Source organism: Mucilaginibacter defluvii (genome assembly GCF_039543225.1).
Lineage (GTDB): Bacteria > Bacteroidota > Bacteroidia > Sphingobacteriales > Sphingobacteriaceae > Mucilaginibacter > Mucilaginibacter defluvii.
The window spans coordinates 210,982-235,323 of record NZ_BAABJI010000004.1; the positions used below are offsets into that span (position 1 = coordinate 210,982).

Annotated in this window: 21 protein-coding genes; 12 read left to right on the forward strand and 9 right to left on the reverse strand. The window is 45.3% G+C overall.

Features of this window, described 5'->3' with window-relative positions:
* Positions 1-2: 2 nt before the first annotated feature.
* Positions 3-1,205 carry a glycosyltransferase family 4 protein gene (locus ABD960_RS17895; RefSeq protein WP_345333310.1) on the reverse strand — a complete coding sequence of 401 codons (1,203 nt, stop codon included), beginning with the start codon at positions 1,203-1,205 and terminating at the stop codon, positions 3-5.
* A gap of 113 nt (positions 1,206-1,318) precedes the next feature.
* The gene (locus tag ABD960_RS17900) at positions 1,319-1,930 is read right to left on the reverse strand and encodes a ribonuclease HII (RefSeq protein WP_345333311.1); all 612 of its coding nucleotides are present in this window, start codon (positions 1,928-1,930) and stop codon (positions 1,319-1,321) included.
* A gap of 159 nt (positions 1,931-2,089) precedes the next feature.
* Between ABD960_RS17900 and ABD960_RS17905 the strand changes: the two genes are divergently transcribed.
* Positions 2,090-2,461 carry a response regulator gene (locus ABD960_RS17905; RefSeq protein ID WP_345333313.1) on the forward strand — a complete coding sequence of 124 codons (372 nt, stop codon included), beginning with the start codon at positions 2,090-2,092 and terminating at the stop codon, positions 2,459-2,461.
* 47 nt (positions 2,462-2,508) lie between these two features.
* Here ABD960_RS17905 and ABD960_RS17910 read toward each other — a convergent pair whose 3' ends face one another.
* Both ABD960_RS17910 and rsgA read right to left on the reverse strand, forming a co-directional pair.
* A complete protein-coding gene (locus ABD960_RS17910) occupies positions 2,509-5,475 on the reverse strand; it encodes an outer membrane beta-barrel protein (RefSeq protein WP_345333315.1) in 2,967 nt (988 codons plus the stop codon).
* 345 nt (positions 5,476-5,820) lie between these two features.
* Positions 5,821-6,741, reverse strand: coding sequence for a ribosome small subunit-dependent GTPase A (gene rsgA, locus ABD960_RS17915; protein WP_345333317.1), 921 nt, complete (start codon positions 6,739-6,741; stop codon positions 5,821-5,823).
* A 98-nt stretch (positions 6,742-6,839) separates the two neighbouring features.
* Between rsgA and ABD960_RS17920 the strand changes: the two genes are divergently transcribed.
* The 6 genes from ABD960_RS17920 to ABD960_RS17945 all read left to right on the forward strand — a co-directional run bounded on the left by ABD960_RS17920 (position 6,840) and on the right by ABD960_RS17945 (position 13,535).
* On the forward strand, positions 6,840-7,649 hold the full coding sequence (locus ABD960_RS17920) for a carbon-nitrogen hydrolase family protein (RefSeq protein ID WP_345333319.1): 810 nt from the start codon (positions 6,840-6,842) through the stop codon (positions 7,647-7,649).
* Positions 7,650-7,874: 225 nt separating this feature from the next.
* On the forward strand, positions 7,875-10,325 hold the full coding sequence (thrA, locus tag ABD960_RS17925) for a bifunctional aspartate kinase/homoserine dehydrogenase I (protein ID WP_345333321.1): 2,451 nt from the start codon (positions 7,875-7,877) through the stop codon (positions 10,323-10,325).
* Between the two features lie 108 nt (positions 10,326-10,433).
* Entirely contained in the window at positions 10,434-11,381 is a 948-nt protein-coding gene (locus ABD960_RS17930) for a homoserine kinase (RefSeq protein ID WP_345334480.1), read from the forward strand.
* 110 nt (positions 11,382-11,491) lie between these two features.
* Positions 11,492-12,796: a threonine synthase gene (gene thrC / locus ABD960_RS17935; protein ID WP_345333323.1), complete on the forward strand. Its 1,305-nt coding sequence runs from the start codon at positions 11,492-11,494 to the stop codon at positions 12,794-12,796.
* A complete protein-coding gene (locus ABD960_RS17940; RefSeq protein ID WP_345333325.1) occupies positions 12,796-13,143 on the forward strand; it encodes a hypothetical protein in 348 nt (115 codons plus the stop codon). Before thrC ends, ABD960_RS17940 begins: the two co-directional genes overlap by 1 nt.
* Positions 13,144-13,169: 26 nt before the next feature.
* A complete protein-coding gene (locus ABD960_RS17945) occupies positions 13,170-13,535 on the forward strand; it encodes a hypothetical protein (protein ID WP_345333327.1) in 366 nt (121 codons plus the stop codon).
* A gap of 128 nt (positions 13,536-13,663) precedes the next feature.
* Here the strand turns inward: ABD960_RS17945 and ABD960_RS17950 are convergent, their stop codons facing one another.
* Both ABD960_RS17950 and prfB read right to left on the reverse strand, forming a co-directional pair.
* Positions 13,664-14,068, reverse strand: coding sequence for a hypothetical protein (locus ABD960_RS17950; RefSeq protein ID WP_345333329.1), 405 nt, complete (start codon positions 14,066-14,068; stop codon positions 13,664-13,666).
* 179 nt (positions 14,069-14,247) lie between these two features.
* A protein-coding gene (gene prfB / locus ABD960_RS17955; RefSeq protein ID WP_345333331.1) for a peptide chain release factor 2 occupies positions 14,248-15,337 on the reverse strand; the annotation gives its coding sequence in 2 pieces (ribosomal slippage) (positions 14,248-15,276 and positions 15,278-15,337; 1,089 coding nt in all).
* Between the two features lie 167 nt (positions 15,338-15,504).
* Between prfB and pgi the strand changes: the two genes are divergently transcribed.
* The 3 genes from pgi to ABD960_RS17970 all read left to right on the forward strand — a co-directional run bounded on the left by pgi (position 15,505) and on the right by ABD960_RS17970 (position 18,890).
* Positions 15,505-17,151, forward strand: a complete 1,647-nt coding sequence (gene pgi, locus ABD960_RS17960) for a glucose-6-phosphate isomerase (protein WP_345333333.1) — start codon at positions 15,505-15,507, stop codon at positions 17,149-17,151.
* Positions 17,152-17,563: 412 nt separating this feature from the next.
* Positions 17,564-18,571, forward strand: coding sequence for an NAD(P)H-dependent glycerol-3-phosphate dehydrogenase (locus tag ABD960_RS17965; protein WP_345333335.1), 1,008 nt, complete (start codon positions 17,564-17,566; stop codon positions 18,569-18,571).
* Positions 18,572-18,596: 25 nt separating this feature from the next.
* Positions 18,597-18,890 (forward strand): hypothetical protein, encoded by a 294-nt coding sequence (locus ABD960_RS17970; protein WP_345333337.1) that lies wholly within the window; start codon positions 18,597-18,599, stop codon positions 18,888-18,890.
* Between the two features lie 54 nt (positions 18,891-18,944).
* Here ABD960_RS17970 and ABD960_RS17975 read toward each other — a convergent pair whose 3' ends face one another.
* Complete coding sequence (locus ABD960_RS17975) at positions 18,945-19,577, reverse strand: DUF4136 domain-containing protein (RefSeq protein WP_345333339.1); 633 nt, start codon at positions 19,575-19,577, stop codon at positions 18,945-18,947.
* A gap of 72 nt (positions 19,578-19,649) precedes the next feature.
* Positions 19,650-21,299, reverse strand: a complete 1,650-nt coding sequence (locus ABD960_RS17980; RefSeq protein WP_345333341.1) for an NAD+ synthase — start codon at positions 21,297-21,299, stop codon at positions 19,650-19,652.
* Between the two features lie 40 nt (positions 21,300-21,339).
* On the opposite strand from ABD960_RS17980, the gene gldB reads away from it, so the two are divergent.
* Positions 21,340-22,374, forward strand: a complete 1,035-nt coding sequence (gene gldB / locus ABD960_RS17985; protein WP_486348238.1) for a gliding motility lipoprotein GldB — start codon at positions 21,340-21,342, stop codon at positions 22,372-22,374.
* A gap of 44 nt (positions 22,375-22,418) precedes the next feature.
* The gene (locus ABD960_RS17990) at positions 22,419-22,886 is read left to right on the forward strand and encodes a hypothetical protein (RefSeq protein ID WP_345333345.1); all 468 of its coding nucleotides are present in this window, start codon (positions 22,419-22,421) and stop codon (positions 22,884-22,886) included.
* Between the two features lie 56 nt (positions 22,887-22,942).
* Here the strand turns inward: ABD960_RS17990 and ABD960_RS17995 are convergent, their stop codons facing one another.
* On the reverse strand, positions 22,943-24,082 hold the full coding sequence (locus ABD960_RS17995) for a PQQ-dependent sugar dehydrogenase (RefSeq protein ID WP_345333347.1): 1,140 nt from the start codon (positions 24,080-24,082) through the stop codon (positions 22,943-22,945).
* Positions 24,083-24,342 lie beyond the last annotated feature (260 nt).

Here is a 24,342-nt window from a genome sequence, read left to right on the forward strand (position 1 = left end):
TTTTAAGGCCTGATCAATTGGCTGTAGTAGCCGGTAAGGCGGTTGGTAACGGCTGTTACATTGTGGCGTTCCTCAACCAGCTTGCGGGCGTTTTCGCCAATACGGCGGCAATACTGCTCATCGGCAATGCAACGCTTAATCGCATTTAAAAACTCGGTACGGGTGTTGGCGATAATGATGTTCTGGCCGTGCGTATAATCAATCCCCTCAGCTCCCAATGATGTAGAGATAATACATTTCTGCATGGCCATACCCTCAACAATCTTCACCCGCATACCACCGCCTGAAAGCAACGGAACAATCATGATAGCTTTGCTGTTTACAAACTCCAGCGCATCATCAACCTCGCCCTGGATGTATATTTTACCGGGCACCTCGTAATCATCAAATGTTTCGGGTATATCATTACCGGCCAGGTAAAAGCGAACGCGCAAATCACCCTCTGTAAGGTCGGCATGAAAATTATCAATAAACCACTCAATACCTTCCAGGTTGGGCATCCAGCCTAATGAGCCTAAAAAGAAAAGGCTTGGGAACTCCGTTTTTTCGGTACATGGCGCATATTTATCCAACTCGATACTGATGGGCAAAATTTCTACCGGGGCTTTGGCCCCGTACTCAATAATGCAATTCTTATCCTGATCGGTAAAGGCGATGATGCCGTCAAACCGGCTTAGCTGACTAATCTCATAGTCCTTTATCCGCTTGGCCAGCAACATCAGGTATATCCGCTTAAACGGATCGGCCTTGCGCTGCGCTATGCGGTGCCATACCTGGTGCTCTATATTATGGGCGCGGTAAATTATTTTAGCTTTTGAATATTTTTTTACCGCGTTAAGATATGGCGTTACGAACAAGCCCTCAAATTGCACAATATCGTAATCGGTTTTACGCAATTCATCAATCAGTAACTTTTCGGCACGCTCATCAAAATACTTATCAATAAAAGGTACAGCCGCGGTAAACAAACTCGTAAAGCCCTTTAAAAAACCGATATCAGTATTTACGCTGCAGTGGCGGTAGGTGATACTATCCAGTATATCGTCTGATTTGTAATGGCGATCTGTTACCTGCTTTTCATCTAAGGATATCAACGTTACCTGATGGCCCTGCGCAAGCAATCCCCGTATGGTATTATATACCACAATAGGGTAACCGCCGTTTTGCGGAAACAAAGCCCGGTGAGTCAGTATCAAAATATTCAAAACAGAAAAAGAAGGTTTACAGGGATAAAAATATCGTAATTGAAGCAAACAGACAAATAGCGCGCCTATAGTATGACACTCAATCTACATAAAAACTTATAACACAGGCAACATTACAATGTATCCTGAAACTTGAGCTTTAGCTGCGGCTCTGTTACTTTAAAGCTTAGCCGGTGGTATGGCGTATGGCCGTTTTGCAAAACCATATTGCGGTGTTTTATGGTAGGATATCCTTTGTTACTGTGCCAATCGTACTGCGGGTGTTCGGCAGCGATCAGCTTCATATAATCGTCGCGATAGGTTTTGGCCAGTATGGATGCAGCCGCGATACTGTAATACTTGGCATCGCCCTCTACAATGCAAAAGTGCGGCGTGGTACCGTATTTGTTAAAGCGGTTACCATCAATAATTAGAAATTCGGGTGTAATACTTAACTGCTCAATTGCCCGGTGCATGGCTAAAAAAGAAGCGTTCAGGATATTGATGCTATCAATCTCCTTGTTGCAGCATGATGCTACCGCCCAGGCTAAAGCAGTTTGCTGTATCTCGTCGCGCAGTTTATAACGGGCATCTTCGGGCAGTTGCTTGGAATCATTGAGCAGCGGATGTTCAAAATCGGCAGGTAAAATTACCGCGGCAGCAAAAACCGGCCCAGCCAAACAACCACGGCCTGCCTCATCACACCCCGCTTCAAGCAAATCATACTGATACCGCGCTAACAACATACGTTTAATTCTATTCCAAATATCGGCTTATTGCCCATTTTCAGCAACATGGTTTTAATATAAGCAAAATGCTTACAACTTTATTTTATTGTTGTTAAAACATTTATTGGCATAGTAATATTATAATTGTGCAAAAATTAAAATTGCGCGTATTCCCAAATGAGCGACCCGGCGAAAACTATAATAATTTTTGATGACGATAACGATATTCTTTCCATCTGTTCGTACATTTTAGAAGAACACGGCTGGAACGTGCATACTTTTGAGGATTGCAATGATATTGTTAACCGTGTTTCAGTTATTATGCCGGATGTAATTTTGATGGATAACTGGATACCCGACACCGGCGGCATAAAAGCTACGCGCACCCTTAAAGAAAACGAGGACCTGAAAAATATTCCGGTAGTATATTTTTCTGCAAACAGCGATATTGAATCACTTGCAGGTGCAGCAGGCGCCGAAACTTACCTGGCAAAACCATTTGATCTGGACGACCTGGTATCTACCATAGCAAAAGTGGCGCACAAATAATCTCTGCACGCCACACTTTTTATTACTTATATAATTTACTCCGACCATTACATTGGGCCGCCACCCGGAGGCGGCCCACCTGCTCCCGGGCCACCGCCGCCTTGACGGTAATCGCGGCCGCCTTGTGATGGCGCACCACCTGCAAATTTGCGTAACCTTAAAGAGAAGGTAAGCAATACATAGCGGCTAAGCCTGTTCACGTTACTTTGTGTGGTGATAGTGCCATTATCAGTTGAGGTAAAACCCCGGTTCTGGTTCAACAGGTCAAGCCCTGACAGGCGTATGGTAGCTACATTATCTTTCAGGAAACGGCGTTCCACATAAACATTCAGGATGTTAGGATTGGTAACTGCAACGTTATAGCCATAATTTATCGATCGGGTAAAATCATAAAACAGCGTCCAATCTTTCCAGAAATAGTTTTTACCGTTAACACCCAGGTTTAATGTACGGGCATTGGTATTTAGCAATGGGTTATTACCGATAGCGCTAACCGTACGGTTTATGGCGTAGCTGCTGTTCACCTCGGCATCCATCACATCATCGATATTAACCCTGAAACGTACACCGGGAGTTAACACCAGGTTTTTAGAGATATTCTTCTCGAAAGCTGATGCGCGGTTCAAGCTATCCACGCTGTTTGAGTAACCAATGTTGTTGCTGTAAGAAACGTTACCATTCAGGAACAAAGTGTATTTACGCTCGGCAAATGGTTTTGAAAACACACCAAAACCGCTTAACTGGTAATAGCCATCGGCATTACGATAAGTAGTTAAGTTGGTATTCTGCAGGTTTTTTAGCGATGGATCTGCCGCCAGCGTAGCCTCAGTAAATCTGGAGTAAGTAGTGGTTTGCGATACCACCTGGTCCATAGTAGTGGTGTAAGCAAATCGGGTAAAGAAAACATTGCCTGTCTCAAAGCTAAAGTTGTTATAGCGCGCTTCGAGCGTGTTAGTGAACGATGGTTTCAGATCAGGATTACCCAACACCGGGTACAAAGCGTTCGACAGGTCGAGCACCGGCTGTAACTGGTTGAACGATGGCTGATTGGCTTGCCCGTTATAATTAAAATTGATTGATTTGCTGCGCGAAAAGTTATAAACAAAGCGCGCGGTAGGTATAAAGTTAAAAGTGTTTTTAACGGTTTGCGGCGCATTTATCGAGTTGCCTTTTAACGAGGCCGGCTGCACACCGAAACCGGCGGTCAGGTTATATTTACTTTCAACCAAACGGTAGTTAAGCCCTACTCTGTTGGTGGTAAAAGTATAATCGTAACTATTGCTCAACAGCGCATAACGGTTAAAGTCGCCATCGTTATAACTGGTTGGTGGCGTGGTACCGGTGTAGCTTAAGGTATCCGTCAATTTATCACTGCTGGTGTTAGAGTGATTATAAGCGTAATTAAGCTCAAGGAATGATACTTTGCTCAAGGGCTCCATGTAAGCAAAGTTGGCACCCCAGGTAGTAGTACGGCTATTAGTATTAATGCGCTGGTTTAATGGTGTAGTTGGTGTACCCGCGGTATAGTTGTATATGGGGTTATCAAACTGATCGTTCTTGGCGGTGTTCCAGCTTAAGTTTAAGCTGAAGTTACGGCCGCGCCTGCCAAACTTGTGGTTATATAACGCATTGATGCCATAGCTTGGCGATGTTGTATTGGTTAATGAGTTAACGGTATAAGACTGGTTAGCGCTTGCACGGGCACTATCGGCAAGGGTATAAACCACATCCTCGGTACCCACTGTGTTAGTACGCGAGTATGAGAAAGACGGCGTGAACTTGAAGTAGTTTACCGTATCGGGTTTCCACTCCACGTTAAAATTAAAACGGTGATTTAACGGGCTGTTGGTTTCGCGGCTGTTCGAGCTGCTGGTGCTCGGGTTCTGGAAACGGTTTATCTGTAACGATGAATTGTTGGTAAACGTACTGTTATCGTTAAAGCTGTAACTACCGTAAACCGATACATTTTTACCCCATTGATCCCTAAAGTTAAGGCCTAATGATTTAGCATCTGTAATACCGTTTGCATTGGTAGTAGTGCTGCCACCGCCACCACGCAGGGCGTTACCACGGCCACCGCCGCCCCTGCCGCCGCCATTAAAGTTGCCGCCAAAACCACCGCCGGTTGATCCGCCGAAGCTAAACGTGTTTAAGTTGGTGTTGTTCAGGTTGCCTAAAACGGATATTTGCTGATCGCCTTTAAATTTAAAATAGTTTACATTACCCAGGTAACGGTTGGCATTATTAGCCTCGTTACTTGGCAGCGCGTCGGTACCCTCACCGGCAGTTGCCTGTAAAGAGTAGCCGTAGTTTTTATCCTTACGGATGTTAATATTCAATATCTTATTCGGTTCACCCGTTTTAACACCGGTAAGGTTAGCCTGGTCGCCGTAATCATCAATAATCTGCACGCTTTCCACAATGTCTGCAGGCAGGTTTTGGGTTGCTGTTTTTAAGTCGCCGGCAAAAAAATCCTTGCCGTTAACACGTACCCGGGTAACTGATTTACCTTGGGCAGAAACGTTACCATCCTTATCAACATCAACACCTGGCATTTTGCGTATGGCATCCTCAACCGGGGCATTGTCGCGCACTTTGTAGGTGCTTATTTTGTATTCAACGGTATCCTCCTTAAGCGTTACCGGGTTGGGCGCACCTACTATATTCACCTGGTTAAGCTGGTTATTTTGCACCTGGATCATAATGTTACCTAACGATACCGGTTCGGTACCCGCCTCAAGCGAGTAATGTTTAAGCAATACCTGGTAACCGATGGAAGTTACCGTAACATTTATTTTAGTGCCTTTTACTGATGGAAAGTTGAATTTGCCGTTCATGTCCGCCGCCGCTACAACGCTGTCGCCCTCTGCCGAGGTAAGTTTTACACTTGCGCCGGGCACTGAAAGCTTTGTAGAATCTATCACTGTTCCGCTAACCGACCGGCCTGTTTGCGCATAGGTAGTTAGCGTTACCGCAAACATCATGGCCAGCATCAGTAAATATCGTTTCATCATTTTTTGGGGGTGTGTATTATTTTGTAATTATTAAAATTGGGTTAATGCATGTTTGTTTATGCAAATGTTTAACTAAAAAATGTTAAAAAATGTTGTCATACAGTATTGTTACACAAGCGTTAATCGGGCTTATCTCAATAAAGTTCTTAGTAAACAGTCAAATTTGCGCCAATCAGCATAAAACCGGTGGTTTTATTAACTTATAGCGCTATCAAATGAACCAAAAATTAAAAATCCGGCTCATTTAACAATCTTGTTACTAACTATCGGGCGGGTAATTTGGCAGGGTTCAATGTATATAAAAACAGATAGGGCGCATAATTTAACAGTCAGTACAGTAGCCTATTAACTGCGAGTATCATTGCCGTTATAAATGCTCAAGTAACTTTCGTAGCGTGAGGGCGCTATATCTTCGTTTTCAAGCGCTTCAAGCACGGCACATCCAGGCTCATTAATATGTCGGCAGTTATTAAAGCGGCAATCGTGCATACGCTCCCGCATTTCGGGAAAGAAGTGGCTGAGCTCCTGTTTCTCAATATCGATGATACCCAGCTCACGTATGCCGGGCGTATCAATAATAAATCCGCCTTGCGGCAGTTCAAACATTTCGGCAAAGGTAGTGGTGTGCATGCCCTTATCGCTCCATTCAGATATCTGGTGTGTACGCAGGTCAAGGTCTGGCAACAGGCGGTTGATCAAACTTGATTTACCTACGCCGGAATGACCGGAGATCAGGGTGATATTATCTTTGAGCAAAGCCTGTACAGCGTCAATATTAGTACCCTCAAGCGCCGATACCTCATAGCAGGGATAACCAATATCCTCGTAAATGGCTTTATAAGCCTGTAATATTTCCAAGCCTTCGTCGCTAAAAAGGTCGAGTTTATTAAAGATCAGTTTAGCCGGAATATCATAGGCTTCGGCGGTAACCAAAAAGCGGTCGATAAAACCCAGCGAGGTTCGCGGCGAGGCCAGGGTTACCACCAGCAAGGCCTGATCCAGATTGGCGGCAATGATCTGCGCTTGTTTTGACAGGTTGATGGATTTGCGGATGATATAATTTTTACGCGGATGCAGATTGGTGATCACCCCGGTGCCTTGCTCGGGTTCCAATTCAAAATCAACCACATCGCCAACGGCAATGGGGTTGGTAGTGGTAATACCCTTTATACGGAACTTGCCCTTTATACGGCAATCGTAACGTTGTCCGTCGGGCGTTTGCGCCTGGTACCAGCTCCCGGTTGATTTTGTAATTAATCCCTGCATTATCGCGGTAAAGTTAGGTATTTGTATTTGCCTGCTATAAAAATTGTGTCAGTTGCCAAAAACAGCTAACTTTAAGAGCTTTAATACTAAAGCAAAACATGAAGATCGCCTTAGCCTCGCCGCCCTTTCCGGGCAGTATTCATCAAGCCCTTTTAAATCTCGAACAACTTACTGAGCAGGCCGCTGGCCAGGGAGCTGTAATTATCTGTTTCCCCGAAACCTATATTCCGGGGTACCCGATGCCGGGCTTTAAGCCGGAACAAGGCTCGTCCGAGAAAATGGATGCCGCACTGAAAAGAGTCTGTAAGATAGCCTCTCAGCATAACATCGCCATTATTATACCGATGGATAAATACACGCCCGAAGGCATATATAATGTAGCTTACGTAATATCGGCACAGGGCGAGGTGCTGGGCTATCAAACCAAAAATCAGCTCGACCCTTCGGAAGACAATATATGGATTCCTGGCACGGAACGCGAACTGTTTGAAGTAAACGGATTGAAATTTGGCATCACTATTTGCCATGAAGGTTTCCGCTACCCGGAGTCAGTACGCTGGGCGGCACGCAATGGGGCGCATGTGGTTTTTCACCCGCATTTTGGCGGTAGTGATATCACCGGCACCACGCCAACTGAATGGGGCAGCATGAGCAGCCCTTACTATGAAAAGGCTATGATGATGCGCGCCCTGGAGAACACTATTTACTTTGCCAGCGTTAATAATGCCACCCGCTATCCCGATTCGGCATCATCAGTAATAGCGCCTGATGGTACCTGTTTGGCGTATCAGCCTTATGGCGTTCCGGGTGTAATGGTGGTTGATATTGATCCGGCGCTGGCTACAGGCAATCTCGCAAAAAGATTTAAGCCAGCGCTTTATGCCGACGAATATTCAAAAATAAAATAGCGTTGTGCTTGCTATTTTAAAATATTACTACTTTATTTGCCATGACCTTAGTGCGATAAGAAATTATATGTATAACAGCAACACCATTATTATTACCATTATTACCACCGGCATAGATATCGGAGGAAAGTAATCGTATGGTGTAAATAAAGATAAAACAAACCAACTGACCGCCTTCCTCCGACAAAGAGGAAGGCGGTTTTTTTTAATAGCTATATCAACAAAATGAAAGTCTTAAAATTCGGGGGCACCTCCGTAGGCTCAGTAAGCAGCATAACAACCCTGCTGCAAATAGTAAAAAACGACGTTGAGCAAGGCGAACGCCCGGTGGTGGTGCTATCGGCCATGAGCGGGGTTACCAACCTGCTGATCAATATGGCCGAAGAGGCTGCCAAAGGCAACGAATTTACCGCGCAGCTTGCCGAGCTGGAACGCCGCCACTTTGATGTGGTAAAAAGCCTGCTCGATATTCAGAACCAAAACCCGGCTTTCACTCGTCTGAAAATTCATTTCAACCAGTTGGAAGAATTGCTGCAAGGCGTACTTACCCTGCGTGAGCTGACCGCCAAAACCCGCGACCTGATTGTTAGTTTTGGTGAGCGTTGCTCAACGCTGATGATCAGTAAAATCGCGGCCCAGCACTTTGGCAATGCCTTTTTTGTTGATGCATCCGAAGCAATAAAGACCGACAGCGCCTTTGGTAATGCCCGGGTTGATACCGCGCTAAGCGAATTGCTGATCCGCGATCTGTATGCCAGCCATGCTGATAAAGTGTTGTTTGTTACCGGTTTTATTGCCAGTAACGAGGCCGGGCAGATCACCACGCTTGGTCGTGGCGGCAGTGATTATACTGCCGCTATCTTCGGTGCGGCCTTGAATGCACAGGAAATACAGATATGGACCGACGTAAACGGCATGATGACCGCCGACCCGCGCATGGTTAAAAAGGCCTTCCCGCTGAGCGAGCTGACCTATACCGAGGCCATGGAGCTATCTTACTTTGGTGCCAAGGTGATCTACCCACCAACCATGATCCCGGCTTTTTTGAAAAAGATCCCTATCGTTATAAAAAATACTTTTGAACCTGAATTTGCAGGTACGGTTATACAGCACGAAAGCAAGGCATCCAACCAGCCTATAAAGGGTATATCATCCATCAATAACATCAGCATACTTAATTTAATGGGTAGCGGCATGGTGGGTAAATCGGGCTTTAGCGGGCGTTTGTTCTCGCTGCTGGCCCGCGAGCAGATCAATGTTATCCTCATCACCCAGTCGTCATCTGAGCATAGCATCACCTTTGCCATACAACCCGGTGATGCCGTACGCGCCAAAGCCATTATTGAGCAGGAGTTTGAATTGGAAATATTAGCCAATAAACTGGAACCCATCACCGTTGAAGAAAACCTGGCCATATTAGCCGTTGTTGGCGAAAACATGAAACAAACACCGGGCGTTTCGGGCAAGCTGTTTCATGCGCTGGGCCGTAATGGTGTAAATGTAAGGGCTATTGCACAGGGATCATCAGAATACAATATTTCGGTGATCATCAGCGAATATGACCTGGGCAAAGCGCTCAATGCCGTACACGATGCCTTTTTTGTTGACCTGTATAAAACCTTACATGCTTTTTGCCTGGGTACCGGCAACATCGGCAAAACACTGTTCGGCCAGCTTAAAGCCCATGCCGGTTTTTTACTTAGCGAAAATGGCATACAGGTAAAGGTAGTAGGCATCAGCAATACCCGCAAAATGATGTTCAATACCGATGGCATCGACCTTGAAAATTGGCAACCCGCGCTTGAAGCCAGTACAAATGCAGCCGACCTGCGTTTGTTTATAGACACCATGAAGAGCATGAACCTGCCTAACTGCGTGTTTATTGATAATACGGCAAGCCCGGTTCCGGTAGAGTTTTATGAGGAGGTGCTCAACTCAGCCATATCCGTAGTAACCTGTAATAAAATAGGCAACTCGGGCAGCTACAGCCGCTACAAAGCCTTTAAGGATGCGGCACGTACCCGCGGTGTCGACTTTTTTTATGAAACCAATGTGGGTGCAGGTTTGCCCATCATCCGTACACTGAAAGACCTGATGAACAGCGGCGACCGGGTGCAACGTATCGAGGCCATCCTGTCGGGTACCATATCATTCATCTTTAACCAGTTTAAGGGCGATGCCAATTTTCATGACGTGGTTAAACTGGCGCAGGAGAAAGGCTACACCGAGCCAGACCCGCGCGACGACCTGCGCGGTACCGACTTTATGCGTAAGATATTGATCCTGGCGCGTGATGCCGGGCATACTTTAGAAGCCGCCGATGTGGAGATACAAAGCATACTGCCGCAAGCCTGCCTTGATGCTACTACCGTAGATGATTTTTACGCCGCGCTTAAAGCTGAGGACGCTTACTTTACCAACCTGAAACAACAGGCTGAAAGCGGTGGCAAGGTATTGCGTTACATTGGCAAACTGGAGGACAGCAAGGCATCCATCACCCTACAAATGGTTGATGAAAACCATCCGTTCTACATGCTGTCGGGCAGTGATAACATCATATCCTTTACTACTGACAGGTACAAGGAGCGTCCATTGGTAGTAAAAGGCCCGGGCGCCGGTGCCGAGGTAACCGCCGCAGGCGTATTTGCTGATTTGATAAACGTGGGCGCTAATTAGAACACCGCCCCCTAACCCCCTGAAGGGGGAACTTAAAATACAAAAACGATCATGAGTAACGATTTACAGGAAATAAATACAAACAGCGCTTTCACACCCTTTAGGGGGATGGGGGGCCTGACGGCGGACAGTGTACACGTTTTTGCCCCGGCAACCGTAGCCAACGTAGTTTGCGGGTTTGATGTTTTAGGCTTTGCCGTTAACGAGCCCGGCGATGAGGTGGTTATGCGGGTTAAGGATACACCCGGCATCACCATCAGTAAAATCACGGGTGATGATGGCAGACTGCCGCTTGACCCGGCTAAGAACACCGTGAGTGTAAGCGTACAGCATTATCTGAATAGCATTGGCCGTGCCGATATCGGCTTGGATATTGAACTGCATAAAAAGATGCCTATCGGCAGTGGTTTGGGTTCAAGCTCGGCCAGTACGGTTGCGGGTTTGTATGCCATTAAAACCCTGATGGGTGATGACCGCGACCCTATAAACCTGCTGCCCTTTGCCATGAAAGGCGAGGAAATGGCCTGCGGGCATGGCCATGCAGATAACGTTGCGCCCGCCCTGTTAGGTGGCTTTGTGCTGATACGCAGTTACGAACCGCTTGATGTGGTGCGCCTGCCGCATCCAAAGGATCTTTGGTGTGCTGTGGTATTCCCTGATGTTGATGTGCCAACCCGCGAGGCGCGTCAGATCATTCGTAATAAAATAAATATGAAGGATGCCGTAACGCAATGGGGTAACATAGCAGGTTTAGTAAGTGGTTTGTTTATGCAGGATATTGACCTGATAGGCCGCAGTATGAAGGATGTACTGGTTGAACCGGTACGCTCCATGCTGATACCTGATTTTTACAAGATGCGCGAAATTGCCATGAGCAACGGCGCAGTAAGCTTCGGCATATCAGGCTCGGGGCCATCGGTATTCGCCTTTACCCGCGACGAGCAAACGGCAAAGGATATCACCCAAAAACTACAACAACACTTAACAGGATTAAAGATCGGCTCCAATACCTATGTATCTACGATAAATGATGCAGGGCCGAGAGTAATAGGATAAAGGATTTCGGAATTCGGATTTTCAATTTCGAATTTTATCCTATCCTATAAGTAAATAATTGAACAACAATAAATCCGAAATCAAAAATTTGCATTTCGAAATAAGAGGTCATGGAACTATACAGCACCAACAATACATCAACAAGCGTATCATTTAAAGAAGCGGTTTTTAACAGTATGCCGCAGGATAAAGGTTTATATATGCCGGTAAACATTCCGCGCTTAAGCGACGAGTTTATCAGCAACCTGGGCGAGCTAACCCTGCCGGAGATAGCCTTTGGCGTAGCCAAAAATATATTGGGCGATACCATCCCCGAGGCTGAACTGAGAGCACTGATAGATGATGCTATTAACTTTGATGCCCCGGTAGTGGAGCTGGAGGATGATGTATATGTGCTGGAGCTGTTCCACGGTCCGTCATTAGCCTTTAAGGATTTTGGTGCCCGCTTTATGAGCCGCATAATGAGCTATTTTTTAGAGGCAGGCGAGAAGCAGCTTGATGTACTGGTAGCCACCTCGGGCGATACCGGCGGTGCCGTAGCCTTGGGTTTTTTAGGCGTGCCGAATACCCGTGTTACGATCCTTTACCCTAAAGGTAAAGTAAGCGGCGTGCAGGAGCAGCAGCTAACCACCAACGGCCAAAACATCCGCGCGCTGGAGGTCGAAGGTACTTTTGATGATTGCCAGGCCTTGGTTAAGCAAGCTTTTACCGATGCGGAACTGAATGCGACCTACCGCCTTACATCAGCCAACTCTATTAACATCGCACGCTTGATACCGCAAACTTTTTACTACTTTAATGCCTATGCGCAGTTGCTGCGAAAGGGCAAAAGCAAGGTAGCTTTTGCGGTGCCAAGCGGTAACTTTGGTAATATTGGTGCAGGTTTGTTAGCCTGGAAAATGGGCTTGCCGGTTGTGCAATTTATTGCCGCTACCAATGCTAATGATACAGTACCCGCGTTCTTAAAAACCGGTGTTTATGAGCCAAAGCCATCGGTATCAACCATATCAAACGCGATGGATGTTGGCAACCCAAGCAACTGGGTGCGCATTGCCGATCTGTTTAAAGCTGACGAAACGGCATTGAAGCAACTCATCACTGGGTACAGTTATAACGATGAACAAACTGTTGAGGCTATCGAAAAGGTTTATGCTGATCACCAGTATGTGGTTTGCCCGCACACGGCTATTGCCTGGAAGGCTTTAAAGGAATGGCAGGCAGACCATGCGCAAATAACCGGTGTTTTCCTGTCAACCGCGCATCCGTGCAAGTTTCCGGATGTAATACCGGCTGATGTAGCGGTGAACATTTCGGTACCCGAATCCGTTAAACAGCTTGAAGGAAGAGCGAAACAAGCGGTACAAATGCCGGCCAGTTTTGAAGCCTTTAAAACATACCTGTTAAAGAATATTTAATGAAGCTTTTACGCTCCTGTTTTTTCGTTGGTGCATTATTACTTTCCCTGGGCTGCAAGCAAAAGTTTGACAAGGAAAAGTGGAGCCAAAAAAAAGAGTGGGACTATCCGCATCGCAACAAAATGGTGAAAGATCTGCTCAAAAACCATGAGCTAAAGGGTAAACCGTTTAGCGATGTGAGAGCAATGCTGGGCGAACCTGACGACGTGGACGGCAAACAAGCCTATTACGATATTATAATGAAGTATGGGAGCGACATGGAACCTACCTACTCAAAGGAACTGGCTATATCCTTTAATGCTGATTCGGTTGTAATGGCGGTTGAAGTGCAGGAGCATAAAAATTGAGTATCTTCGCGCTATAATTATCAGCCATGTTAAATAAGGTACTTTTTGTCAGTTTTTCTTTGTTGGTGATATTGCTTTCAGCCTGCCGCCGCGATCAGCCTTTTAACCGCAAACTGTGGAATGATGCTGAAGGGCTCGACTTTAAGTACCGCGACGGCATGTTAAACGATTTGCTAAAGAACAGAAAGATAAAAGGCATGCGGTTTTATCAGGTAACCGATAGCCTGGGCTGGCCTCAAGGTAAAAAGGATAATTATATTTATTATGACATTGATGTAAAATACGATGGCTACCCCCCAAGCTATGTAAAGCGCCTGTATGTTTATTTTAAGGATTCAGTAGCGGTAAGCACCAAGATTTACGAGCATACGGAGAAGAAAAAGAAGAAATAGACTTCCGTTAAACATGCAGCGGAGATGCCATCCATTCGAACGGCAGCGAGAAACCTGTTGCGTTGGACAAAAAAGCGACAGATGTCTCCTCGTATTTCGTTCGAAATAACAAAGGAGATGCCGGATGTCTACGTTGTTTTAGCCAATACCCGCATCAGCGATGCATCCAGTATAGCAGTAAAAATGCTTACCTTTTCGGCGGTATCTGCCAGCAAATCCTCAGGATAAATAAAGTTGTTTACGCCAATGGCTTTCAGCAATTCATCCGTTTCGGTATGCGGCTTTAGCTTATAACAGCAAATTTTAGTTTTTTTATAAAAGGCGTTCATGCGCAGGCGGCGAACGATACGTTCAATATCAGTTTTAATATACTCGTAATCAAACAGGATCAAGTCGGGCTTCATCTCAAATATTACCGGGAAGATACGCGAGGTATCGGCAATATGCTTTACATAATCGTATTCGGCTGCTAAACGACGGGGGCAATTATCGGGGGCTACAAGTAGTACGTTTTTAAAACGTTGTCGTGTCATGCTCAGTTAATTAGGGGTGATAAAATTAAACTGTATAATTCACAATATCAAGCATTTATTATTTAAAAGAGTGTTAATTCTTTATTCACCTCATAAATGCCAAAACTTATTAAACTAAAAAAGCCCTTAATTTATTGTTAAGGGCTTTATATTATTCAAAACCGGTGCCAAAAAGCTGTTTATTTGTCGCCGCCGAACTCCATTAAATAGGCTTTTAAAAAGTCGTTGATATCGCCATCAAGCACGGCCTGCGCGTTTGATGTTTCGTGGTCGGTACGCAAATCCTTTACCAGTTTATACGGGTGTAAAACGTAGTTACGAATTTGCGATCCCCATTCTATCTTCTTTTTATTACCCTCAATAGCGTTGGTGGTTTCCATACGCTTGCGCATTTCAATCTCGTATAATTGCGATTTCAGCAACCGGATAGCGTTCTCTTTGTTTTGCAACTGCGAGCGCGACTCCTGGTTTTTAATGATAATGCCCGATGGTTTGTGATACAAACGCACGGCTGTTTCCACTTTGTTCACGTTTTGCCCGCCGGCACCACCCGAGCGGAAGGTTTCAAACTCAATATCGGCCGGGTTAACTTCAATCTCAATAGTATCATCAACTAACGGATATACATATACGGATGCGAATGAGGTATGGCGCTTGGCATTGGCATCAAACGGAGATACACGCACCAGGCGGTGCACGCCATTTTCACCTTTAAGATAGCCATAGGCAAAATCGCCCTCAAACTGCAGGGTAACGGTTTTTATGCCGGCCACATCGCCTTCCTGCGAATCCTGCTCGGTAACCTTGTAGCCGTTTTTTTCGCCCCACATAATGTACATGCGCATCAGCATGCTGGCCCAGTCGCAGCTTTCGGTACCACCGGCACCTGCGGTTATCTGTAATACGGCATTCAGCTGGTCTTCCTCGGCCGAAAGCATATTTTTAAATTCCAGCTCCTCTATGGCTACAGTAGCGGCATTAAACTGCTCCTTCATCTCGGGCTCGGTAGCATCGCCGGCCTGGTAAAATTCATACAATACCTGCGTATCGTCAACAATGGATGCCACGCGCTGGTAAGCGTCGGTCCATATTTTTTTGGCCTTGATGGATGCCAATACCTTTTCGGCCTCTTTGGGGGCATCCCAAAAATGTGGGCCTATGGTAATTTCCTGTTCTTCGTTCAGTTTTTCAAGCTTGGCATCAATGTCAAAGATGCCTCCTCAGGGAAGCTGTTCTATCCCTTAAATCCTGTATTTGTTCCTTGGTCATACGGCAAATATAAATATTTGTAAACGCGCGGGCTTACAAAACGTTTTTAATGAGGCGGTAAAAACAGCCGCTTTAAACATTCGTGTAAAAACGTGACGTGCTATTTACTTTAATCACTTTTATAAGAAGCTCAAAAAGTTAATTTTGTCAAAAAACAAACTACGATTATGCTACCTTCAACTGATTTTACCACGACCAACGCGTTCAAATATCTTACCGACCATTACATTGACATAGCGCCTAAAAGCCTGCGCGAATTATTTGCCGCCGACCCGGATCGCTTCAGCAAGTTCTCTATCCAATTTGAGGAGATATTGCTTGATTACTCAAAGAACCGAATAGACGACGAAACCATTGCCCTGTTGATACAACTGGCTAAGGAGTGCGGTGTTAAAGATGCCATTGAGGCGATGTTTAACGGCGAGAAGATAAACGCTACCGAAGGACGTGAGGTATTGCATACCGCGCTGCGTAACCGCAGTAACACGCCCGTTTTGGCTGGCGGTAAAGATGTAATGCCTGATGTTAACGCGGTATTACAGCACATGAAGGAGTTTAGCAACGCGGTGATTAGCGGGGAGTGGAAAGGTTATACCGGCAAACCGATCACCGATGTAGTGAACATCGGTATCGGCGGATCTGACCTTGGGCCGGTAATGGTTACCGAGGCTTTAAAAGCCTATAAGAACCACCTGAACCTGCACTTTGTATCAAACGTTGATGGTACGCATATTGCCGAAACTTTAAAAACGGTTAACCCGGAGACGACCTTGTTCCTGATTGCCTCAAAAACCTTTACCACGCAGGAGACCATGGCTAACGCCCACACCGCACGTAACTGGTTTTTAGAGAGCGGCGCGGTTGAGGCGGATGTGGCCAAACACTTCGCGGCGCTATCAACCAATGCTGATGCTGTGGGTAAATTTGGTATTGATACCGCTAACATGTTTGGTTTTTGGGATTGGGTTGGTGGCCGTTACTCGTTATGGAGTGCCATCGGCCTTTCAATTGCCCTGAGCATTGGTTTTGATAACTTTGAGGAGTTGCTTGGCGGTGCTCATGCCATGGATAACCACTTCCGTAATACGGAGTTTGAACAGAATGTACCGGTGATACTGGCCTTAATAGGCATCTGGTATAACAACTTCTTTGAATCAGAAACCGAAGCTATTTTACCTTACGATCAGTACATGCACCGCTTTGCCGCATACTTTCAGCAAGGCGATATGGAAAGCAACGGCAAGTATGTTGACCGTAATGGCAAGGTGGTTGATTACTCAACCGGTCCGGTTATCTGGGGCGAGCCGGGTACAAACGGGCAGCATGCTTTCTATCAGCTGATCCACCAGGGTACTAAACTTATACCTTGCGATTTTATAGCCCCGGCGCAAACGCATAACCCGGTTGGCGAGCATCATACTTTATTACTTTCAAATTTCTTTGCCCAAACCGAAGCTTTAATGAACGGCAAAACCGAAGAAGAGGTAGTTGCGGAACTCAAAGCACAAGGCAAAAGCGAAGAAGAGATAAAGGTTTTGGCGCCATTCAAGGTGTTTGAAGGTAACCGCCCAACTAACTCTATACTGGTTAAAAAGATCACCCCGCACACTTTAGGCGCTTTAATAGCCATGTACGAGCACAAGATATTTGTACAGGGCATCATCTGGAACATATACAGTTTTGACCAATGGGGCGTTGAACTGGGTAAGCAGCTTGCCGGTAAAATTCTCCCTGAGTTACGTACCGAAGATGATGTTACTACGCACGATGCATCAACCAATGGTTTGATTAATCAGTACAAAGCCTGGAGATAGAAACCTCACCATTTTTGAGGGGGTTCAAAAATAAATTTGTCATTTCGAACGAGGTACGAGGAGAAATCTGTCGCTGTTTTGTTAACGCAGACAGATCTCTCCTTCGTCGAGATGACAATAAATTAAAATAAAAGCTACAAGCACAATCTATAAATAACCAATCCCCCCGGCCTTTTAATTTTCGGATAGCACTAAGGAAGCACTGCCTTTCAAAGAAAATTAAACAGCCGGCGATTTTTCTTTCTTTTGATCGCTCAAAAGAAATTTAGGACAGGTTATGAGCCGTGCTAAAAAAATGCATTACAGCACCTCATAATAAAAGCTCTTTCTCCCTCTGAAATATATTTCATTAATTTGTCCCTCCGCTTTTTAATGGTAAAACATTTTTTACCGGCGGCACATTTTAATTGTAATGCAAAAGCAACCTAAAAAAATAGCGGTTATTGGCGGTGGCAGTTGGGCTACGGCAAACATCAAAATGTTGAGCGATAACGTCACCCCTAAACAAATATACTGGTGGATGCGTAACCCGGAAGCTGTTGAGCACATTCACAAATTCAGGCACAACCCCAACTATTTAAGTTCGGTTGAAATAAAGGTACCGGCCGAAAATATATCCACCGATATAAAATATATCATAAGCAACGCCGACATGGTGCTGCTGAACGTGCCTGCCGCATTTTTGAAAGAAGCATTAAAAGGCATAACGCCTGATGATCTGAGGGGTAAAAAAATAATATCGGCCATAAAAGGCATTGTTCCGGATGAGAACCAGATCATCGGGGAGTTTTTGCAGCAGCATTGTATGGTACCCGCCCGGGATATCATCGTGATTAGCGGGCCATGCCATGCCGAGGAAGTGGCACTGGAAAAGCTGTCGTACTTAACTATCGCCTCGCAAGACACAGAACTTGCCGCAGAATTTGCCGGCATGATCAGCAACCGATACCTGAAAACCATCGTGTCCGACGATATATATGGTACCGAATACGCCGCCGTATTAAAAAACATATATGCCATAGCCAGCGGTATTTGCCACGGCGTGGGTTATGGCGATAACTTTCAGGCGGTACTGATATCAAACGCTATAAAAGAGCTTAAAAACTTCCTGGATGCCGTGCATCCCATTGATCGTGATATAAAAGAGAGCGCTTACCTGGGTGACCTGCTGGTAACCGCTTATTCGCAATTTAGCCGTAACCGCACCTTTGGCAACATGATCGGCAAGGGCTATACGGTAACTTCAGCTCAATTAGAAATGAATATGATTGCCGAGGGCTATTACGCTATCAATTGTTTGTATGAGGTTAACAAACAGCATAAGGTAAATATGCCTATTTGCGATGCAGTTTACAGCATCCTGTATCAAAAAAAATCGCCGGTTTTGGAGATGAAGAATTTGGCAGAGAAATTGAGCTGATTAATCAACTTAATTATCTGATAACATGAAAAATATAGTAAAAGCCGCTATTGTAGCGGCAGGCTTATTTGCCGCCTCATACAGCTATGCGCAAAGTGTAGGTCAGGACGTAAAGAAAACGGCCAAAAAAGTAGGCAACAAAACGGCGGAGGTCGCTTCAAAAGGCGCTTCTTCAGTAGTTGATAAAAAATACGACGGCAAAGCCGGCCCTAATAATGAGACCATCTTTATTGATAAAAACTCGGCCTATTATTACATCAACAAAAAAGGTAAACGCGTATATATCCCGAAAGAGCAACTACGTGATAAAGTAGAATAAAATAAAAAACGCCCGCTGATTTAGCGGACGTTTTTTATTTGGAGTTTAACGTAATTATGATTTACGCTGCGGGTTATTCAGATCAAGCTTTTCGATAATACCGCTTACTACTTTCGGCAAATCATTAATAGCTTTTTGCGGGTTACGCACCTCGCCTACCCCATAACCACGCCAAACCATTTTACCGGTTTTGCGGTCAATTAGGTCGATGATAACGGTGCCTTCGCGGTACGGAACACGTTCGGCGAAACCGCCGCCGCCCCAGCCGCCCCAACCCCAGCCGCCACCATAAAACGGACGGTAGCCCCAGCCACCCCATCCGCCCCAGCCCCAGCCAAAGCCCGGATAACCCCAGCCACCCCAACCACCGCCATAGTAGTTGGTTTTGTAGCCACGGCCGGTCATGGTGGTATAGTTAACCAACAAATCAGGTTGCGCAGGTTGCTCAACGAGGCCTTTCGCTTTTAACGCTTCAATGGCGGCGTCTTTAATATTGGCATCGGCAATGTCGTTAGCATAAATTTTACGTGGGTTATTGCTTGGTTTCGGTGCCTCAACAAAAGCGAAACTGCGGTATGCGCTTAAGTTTGTTTTGTTTTTGGCAGCGGTATAATAACGGTAATTGGAGCAGGCACTCAACCCTGCAAGCAGGAACAGCACCAGCCCTGCATATATTAATTTTCTCATAACCTTATATCTCCCTTTTCTTGTTTAGACCATATACGCTGTAAATGGTTTAATATATATGTTTAAATATTTTTACGACAGATACTTACCCACTATCGGCATACGCCTGCCCATGCCAAATGCTTTTGGCGATACCCTTAAAATAGGCGGTGTTTGGTAGCGCTTATGCTCAGCGGTATTAACCAGTTTTATTACCCTGCGCACGGTGGCTTCGTCAAAGCCCATGTGTATAATTTCTGATGATGAACGCCGGTTTTCCAGGTACTCTACCAGTATTTTATCCAGCACGTCATACTCCGGCAGCGAGTCAGTATCTTTTTGATCGGGCCTTAACTCTGCCGAAGGCGGTTTAATAATGGTATTTTCTGGTATAATCTCACGCTCGCGGTTAATGTATCGTGCCAGTTCAAACACCTGTGATTTATAAACATCGCCTATTACCGAAATACCGCCGCACATATCGCCATACAACGTACCGTAGCCCACAGCAGCCTCGCTTTTGTTGGATGTATTGAGCAATATGTAACCAAACTTGTTGCACATAGCCATCAACAGTACGGCACGGCTGCGCGATTGTATGTTCTCCTCGGCAATATTGAACGGCAGGTTTTTAAACTGCGGCGCTAACGCTGTTTCAAAAGCATCGGTAACATCCTTTATAGCGATGGTTTCTGATTTACAGCCAAGCGCATTCACCAGGTCTTCCGCATCCTTAAGGGAGTGGTCTGTTGAATATTTGGAGGGCAATAATACGGCCATCACGTTTTCAGGGCCTAAAGCCTCGGCAGCCAAAGCACATACCACGGCCGAGTCAATACCGCCTGACAGGCCCAAAGTGGCACGCGTAAAACCTGATTTATAAAAATAATCGCGTATACCTAATAACAGCCCCTGGTGAATTTGGGCTATATCGCTTTCACGTTCGGCCCTGATACCCTTTTGATGTGTAAAGGTGACAGAGGCATCATCGTTCAGGGTGTAATAGGCTATGCTCTCCTCAAAATATGGCATCTCGTCAATGAGGTTACCGGCGTTATCAAACACCATTGATCCGCCATCAAAAATCAACTCAGTTTGCGCGCCCACCTGGTTAACGTAAAACAAAGGCAGGTTATAACGTGCGGCATTATCTTTCAGGATAGCGATACGTTCTTCATCGTGATTATACGCGAAAGGCGAGGCCGCGATATTGATCATTACTGTAGGCTGCTGCTTAATCAGCGTATCCATCGGGCGGGTAATGTATAACGGGTTCTCGATTGTATTCCACAAATCCTCGCAAATGGTTAACGCAATGCGGTGCCCTTTGAAGTCGATACAGTTAAACTCTGTCGACGGTTCAAAATACCGGTATTCATCAAATACATCGTAGTTAGGTAACAGGGCTTTATCGACACGGTGCTGTACCTTGCCATCGCTAATGAAATAAGCAGAATTATTTAGATCCTTCCCTTCCGGCTTATCGTTCTCCGTCGGCAGGCCTATAATACACGCTATATCCATACACTCCTGTGCTATTTTTTGAGCGGCATCCTCACAAAGGCCTATGAACTCCTTAAACTCCAGAAAATCGCGCGCGGGATATCCGCATACGCTTAGCTCGGCAAATACTACCAGATCGGCCCCTTCAGCCCGGGCCTTTTTCAGGGCATCAATGGCTTTCGCCGTGTTCGATTCAAAGTTACCGATATGATAGTTGAGCTGCGCTAAAGCGATCTTCATAAGAATGTATGGTTATTTTATAAATTTGTACAGGATGAGCATGATTTACACCTGTAACAAAGCAAAACAAATTTATTTATTTTTCAGCATCATGCTACTGTTTTGCGCTTGCGGCGACAGTAAAAAGGTTGACGTAAGCCATATTGATATCAATGTTACCATCAGCCGTTTTGACCGCGACTTTAATGCTATGCGTACAAAACCCATGCCGCAGCAGGCCGCGCTGCTGCAACAAAAGTATGGCAGCTTTTACAGCGACTATATTGAACGTGTTTTACAAGCCGGTTCTACCGCCGATACCGCATACTTTAGTACACTTAAACAGGTATTTGCCGGCAAAGCTTATAACGACCTGAAACACGAGGTTGACTCGGTATACCCCAGCCTTGATTTGCGGGAAGCCGAATTAACAGATGCATTCAGGCGCATTAAGTACTATTACCCCGGGTTTAAGCCGATGAAGGTCTATGCTTATTTTTCGGGCTTTCAGGCGCAAACATCCATCGGAGATGGATATGTAGCCGTAGGGCTGGATATGTTTTTAGGTGCCAATTCTAAATTTTATCCGGCGCTGGTGCAGCAATATCCGCACTATCTATCGCGCCGGTTTACGCCTGATAATATTACCCCGCGTGTTGTGGAAGCTGTTTTGCGAGAGGACATGTTCCCGGAGAACGATGCCGACAAGACCCTGCTGGCCCGCATGATCTACAATGGTAAAATTATGTATGCTATGGATGAGGTGCTGCCCGATGTGCCCGATAGTACTAAAATTGGTTATACCGGCAAGCAGCTGCAATGGTGCAATACCTTTAAAAGTGATATCTGGGCTTACTTTTTAAATGAAAACCTGCTGTATAACTCCGATTATCAAAAAATACAGAATTATTTAAATGAGGCGCCCTTCACACCCGGCCTGGGTGAGCAAAATGAATCGGCGCCCAAACTCGCGGTTTGGACGGGTTGGCAGATTGTAAGGCAATATATGGGCAAACACGCTGATATCACCCTGCAACAGCTAATGGCTGAACGCGACGCGCAGAAGATACTCAACGATTCAAAATACCGGCCTTAGCTTTACACCGATTTTATATCTTTGCGCTATCTAAATTTTATTACATGACGAAATTTTACGCGCCGCTGCTCATCCTTTGCAGCATTCTGTTCTTCTCCTGTAAAAAGGATAACGAAAGAAACATTGACAACACCATCAGCATTGTTGGTAAATGGAAATTAGTTAAAGACAGCTACAGCCTTTACAACGGTGATAAACTGGAATATAGTGACGATAGTATTGATGAATTAGACCCTGAATATTTGTATTTGTATGCCGATGGAACAGGCAAAAGTGCAAACACTACAGACACATGGGGCAAATTCAACTATACATTCACCAATAATCAAATAAACTACAGTAATTACGTTGCTTACAACGATGGCAATCCGCTACCGGAGATAGAACCTTTTAGCCTGAGCGTAACATCGTTAACGGCAACTAAGCTCGTAATACACGAAGAAGGCACCGAGGTACATGATAACGTTACTTACCGGTTTGTTATCAATTCGGAATTTACCCGCGAAAAGTGATTAAACCAAAACAGCTGCCTTGGTCAGGCAGCTGTTTTTTTGATATGTACTCAATATTATTTTTTGTTCGGTATCAGCTTTAATAAAGCACCAGGGCCTTCGGTAACAGCGTATATGTAACCATCAGGGCTTTCAGCAACGTAACGGAAACGGCCTTTATTCTGCAACAGGCGCTGCTCTGATTTATACTCAGTACCGTTAATCGTTACACGGTTAATGTGCATTAAAGCAAGCGCACCCACCAGGAGGTTGCCTTTCCAACCCGGGTATTTATCGCCGGTGACAATGCTTAAACCACAGGTAGCAATTGAAGGCACCCAATAATGTTTAGGATTCTCGATGCCGGGCAACTCTTTATTAGGTGTTAACACGGTGCCATCATAGTTAATGCCGTATGATGTTTTTGGCCATCCATAGTTTTTGCCCTTTTCAATCAGGTTAAGCTCGTCACCGCCTTTAGGGCCATGCTCAACTTCCCAGATATGGTTGTTCACTGCATCATAAACCATACCCTGCGGATTACGGTGCCCTAACGTCCAGATAGAGCCATGCGCGCCCGGCTGACCCACGAAAGGATTATCCTGCGGTATGCGGCCATCATCAAACAGGCGGTGTATTTTACCATGGTCGTTATCAAGCTCCTGCACCTTTGGCTGGGTACCACGCTCGCCGGAGCTTACATACAGGTAACCGTCCTTATCAAATACCACGCGGCTGCCAAAGTGAAAATCAGCGGAGATATACGGCTTGGCGGTATAAATATCCGTGAGGTCGGTAATGTTATTACCGTTAAGTTTGAAGCGGGCAAGCGCTGTTGTGGCGCCACCTTCAACCGGTTTGGCGTAGGTAATATATATCCAGCCGTTCTTTTTATAGTCAGGATGCAGCTTGATGTCCATTAAACCGCCCTGTCCTTTATTAAACACGGCCGGCACGCCTTTAAGCTTTTCACCGGTAAATTTATCGTTCTTAAAAACCAGTATCTCACCGGCACGCTCGGTAACCAGCAGGCGGCCATCAGGCAGCCATACCATCCCCCACGGGTTACTTAGTTCGCTGTAAATTGTTTTTACGGTAAAGCCGGTACTGTCGGCTACCTTGGGTTCTTCCTTTTCTACATCATTGGCAGGCTTGGTACTGCATGATAGTAGTATGATTGCCGAGGCAAACAATGCCGGCAAAAAGGCTCTCTTCATAATCGATTTTAAAAGGTGATGATTCATGACTATAAAGCTACTGCATAAATATATACTTAGTATGTACTTTTTTAGCAAAAGCGCACATTGTATCAACCAAATTACCTGCTAAATAACCGCTTTGCTTTTTTAAGCGCCCGCGGGCATTAACCGCCTGTATTAATATTACTTTACATACCCGCACAGCAAAACATTTTGAATTTAATTGGCTTTATAGTTTCAGTTATTTTTTCATATTTGTTATAAATATTTACTTATAA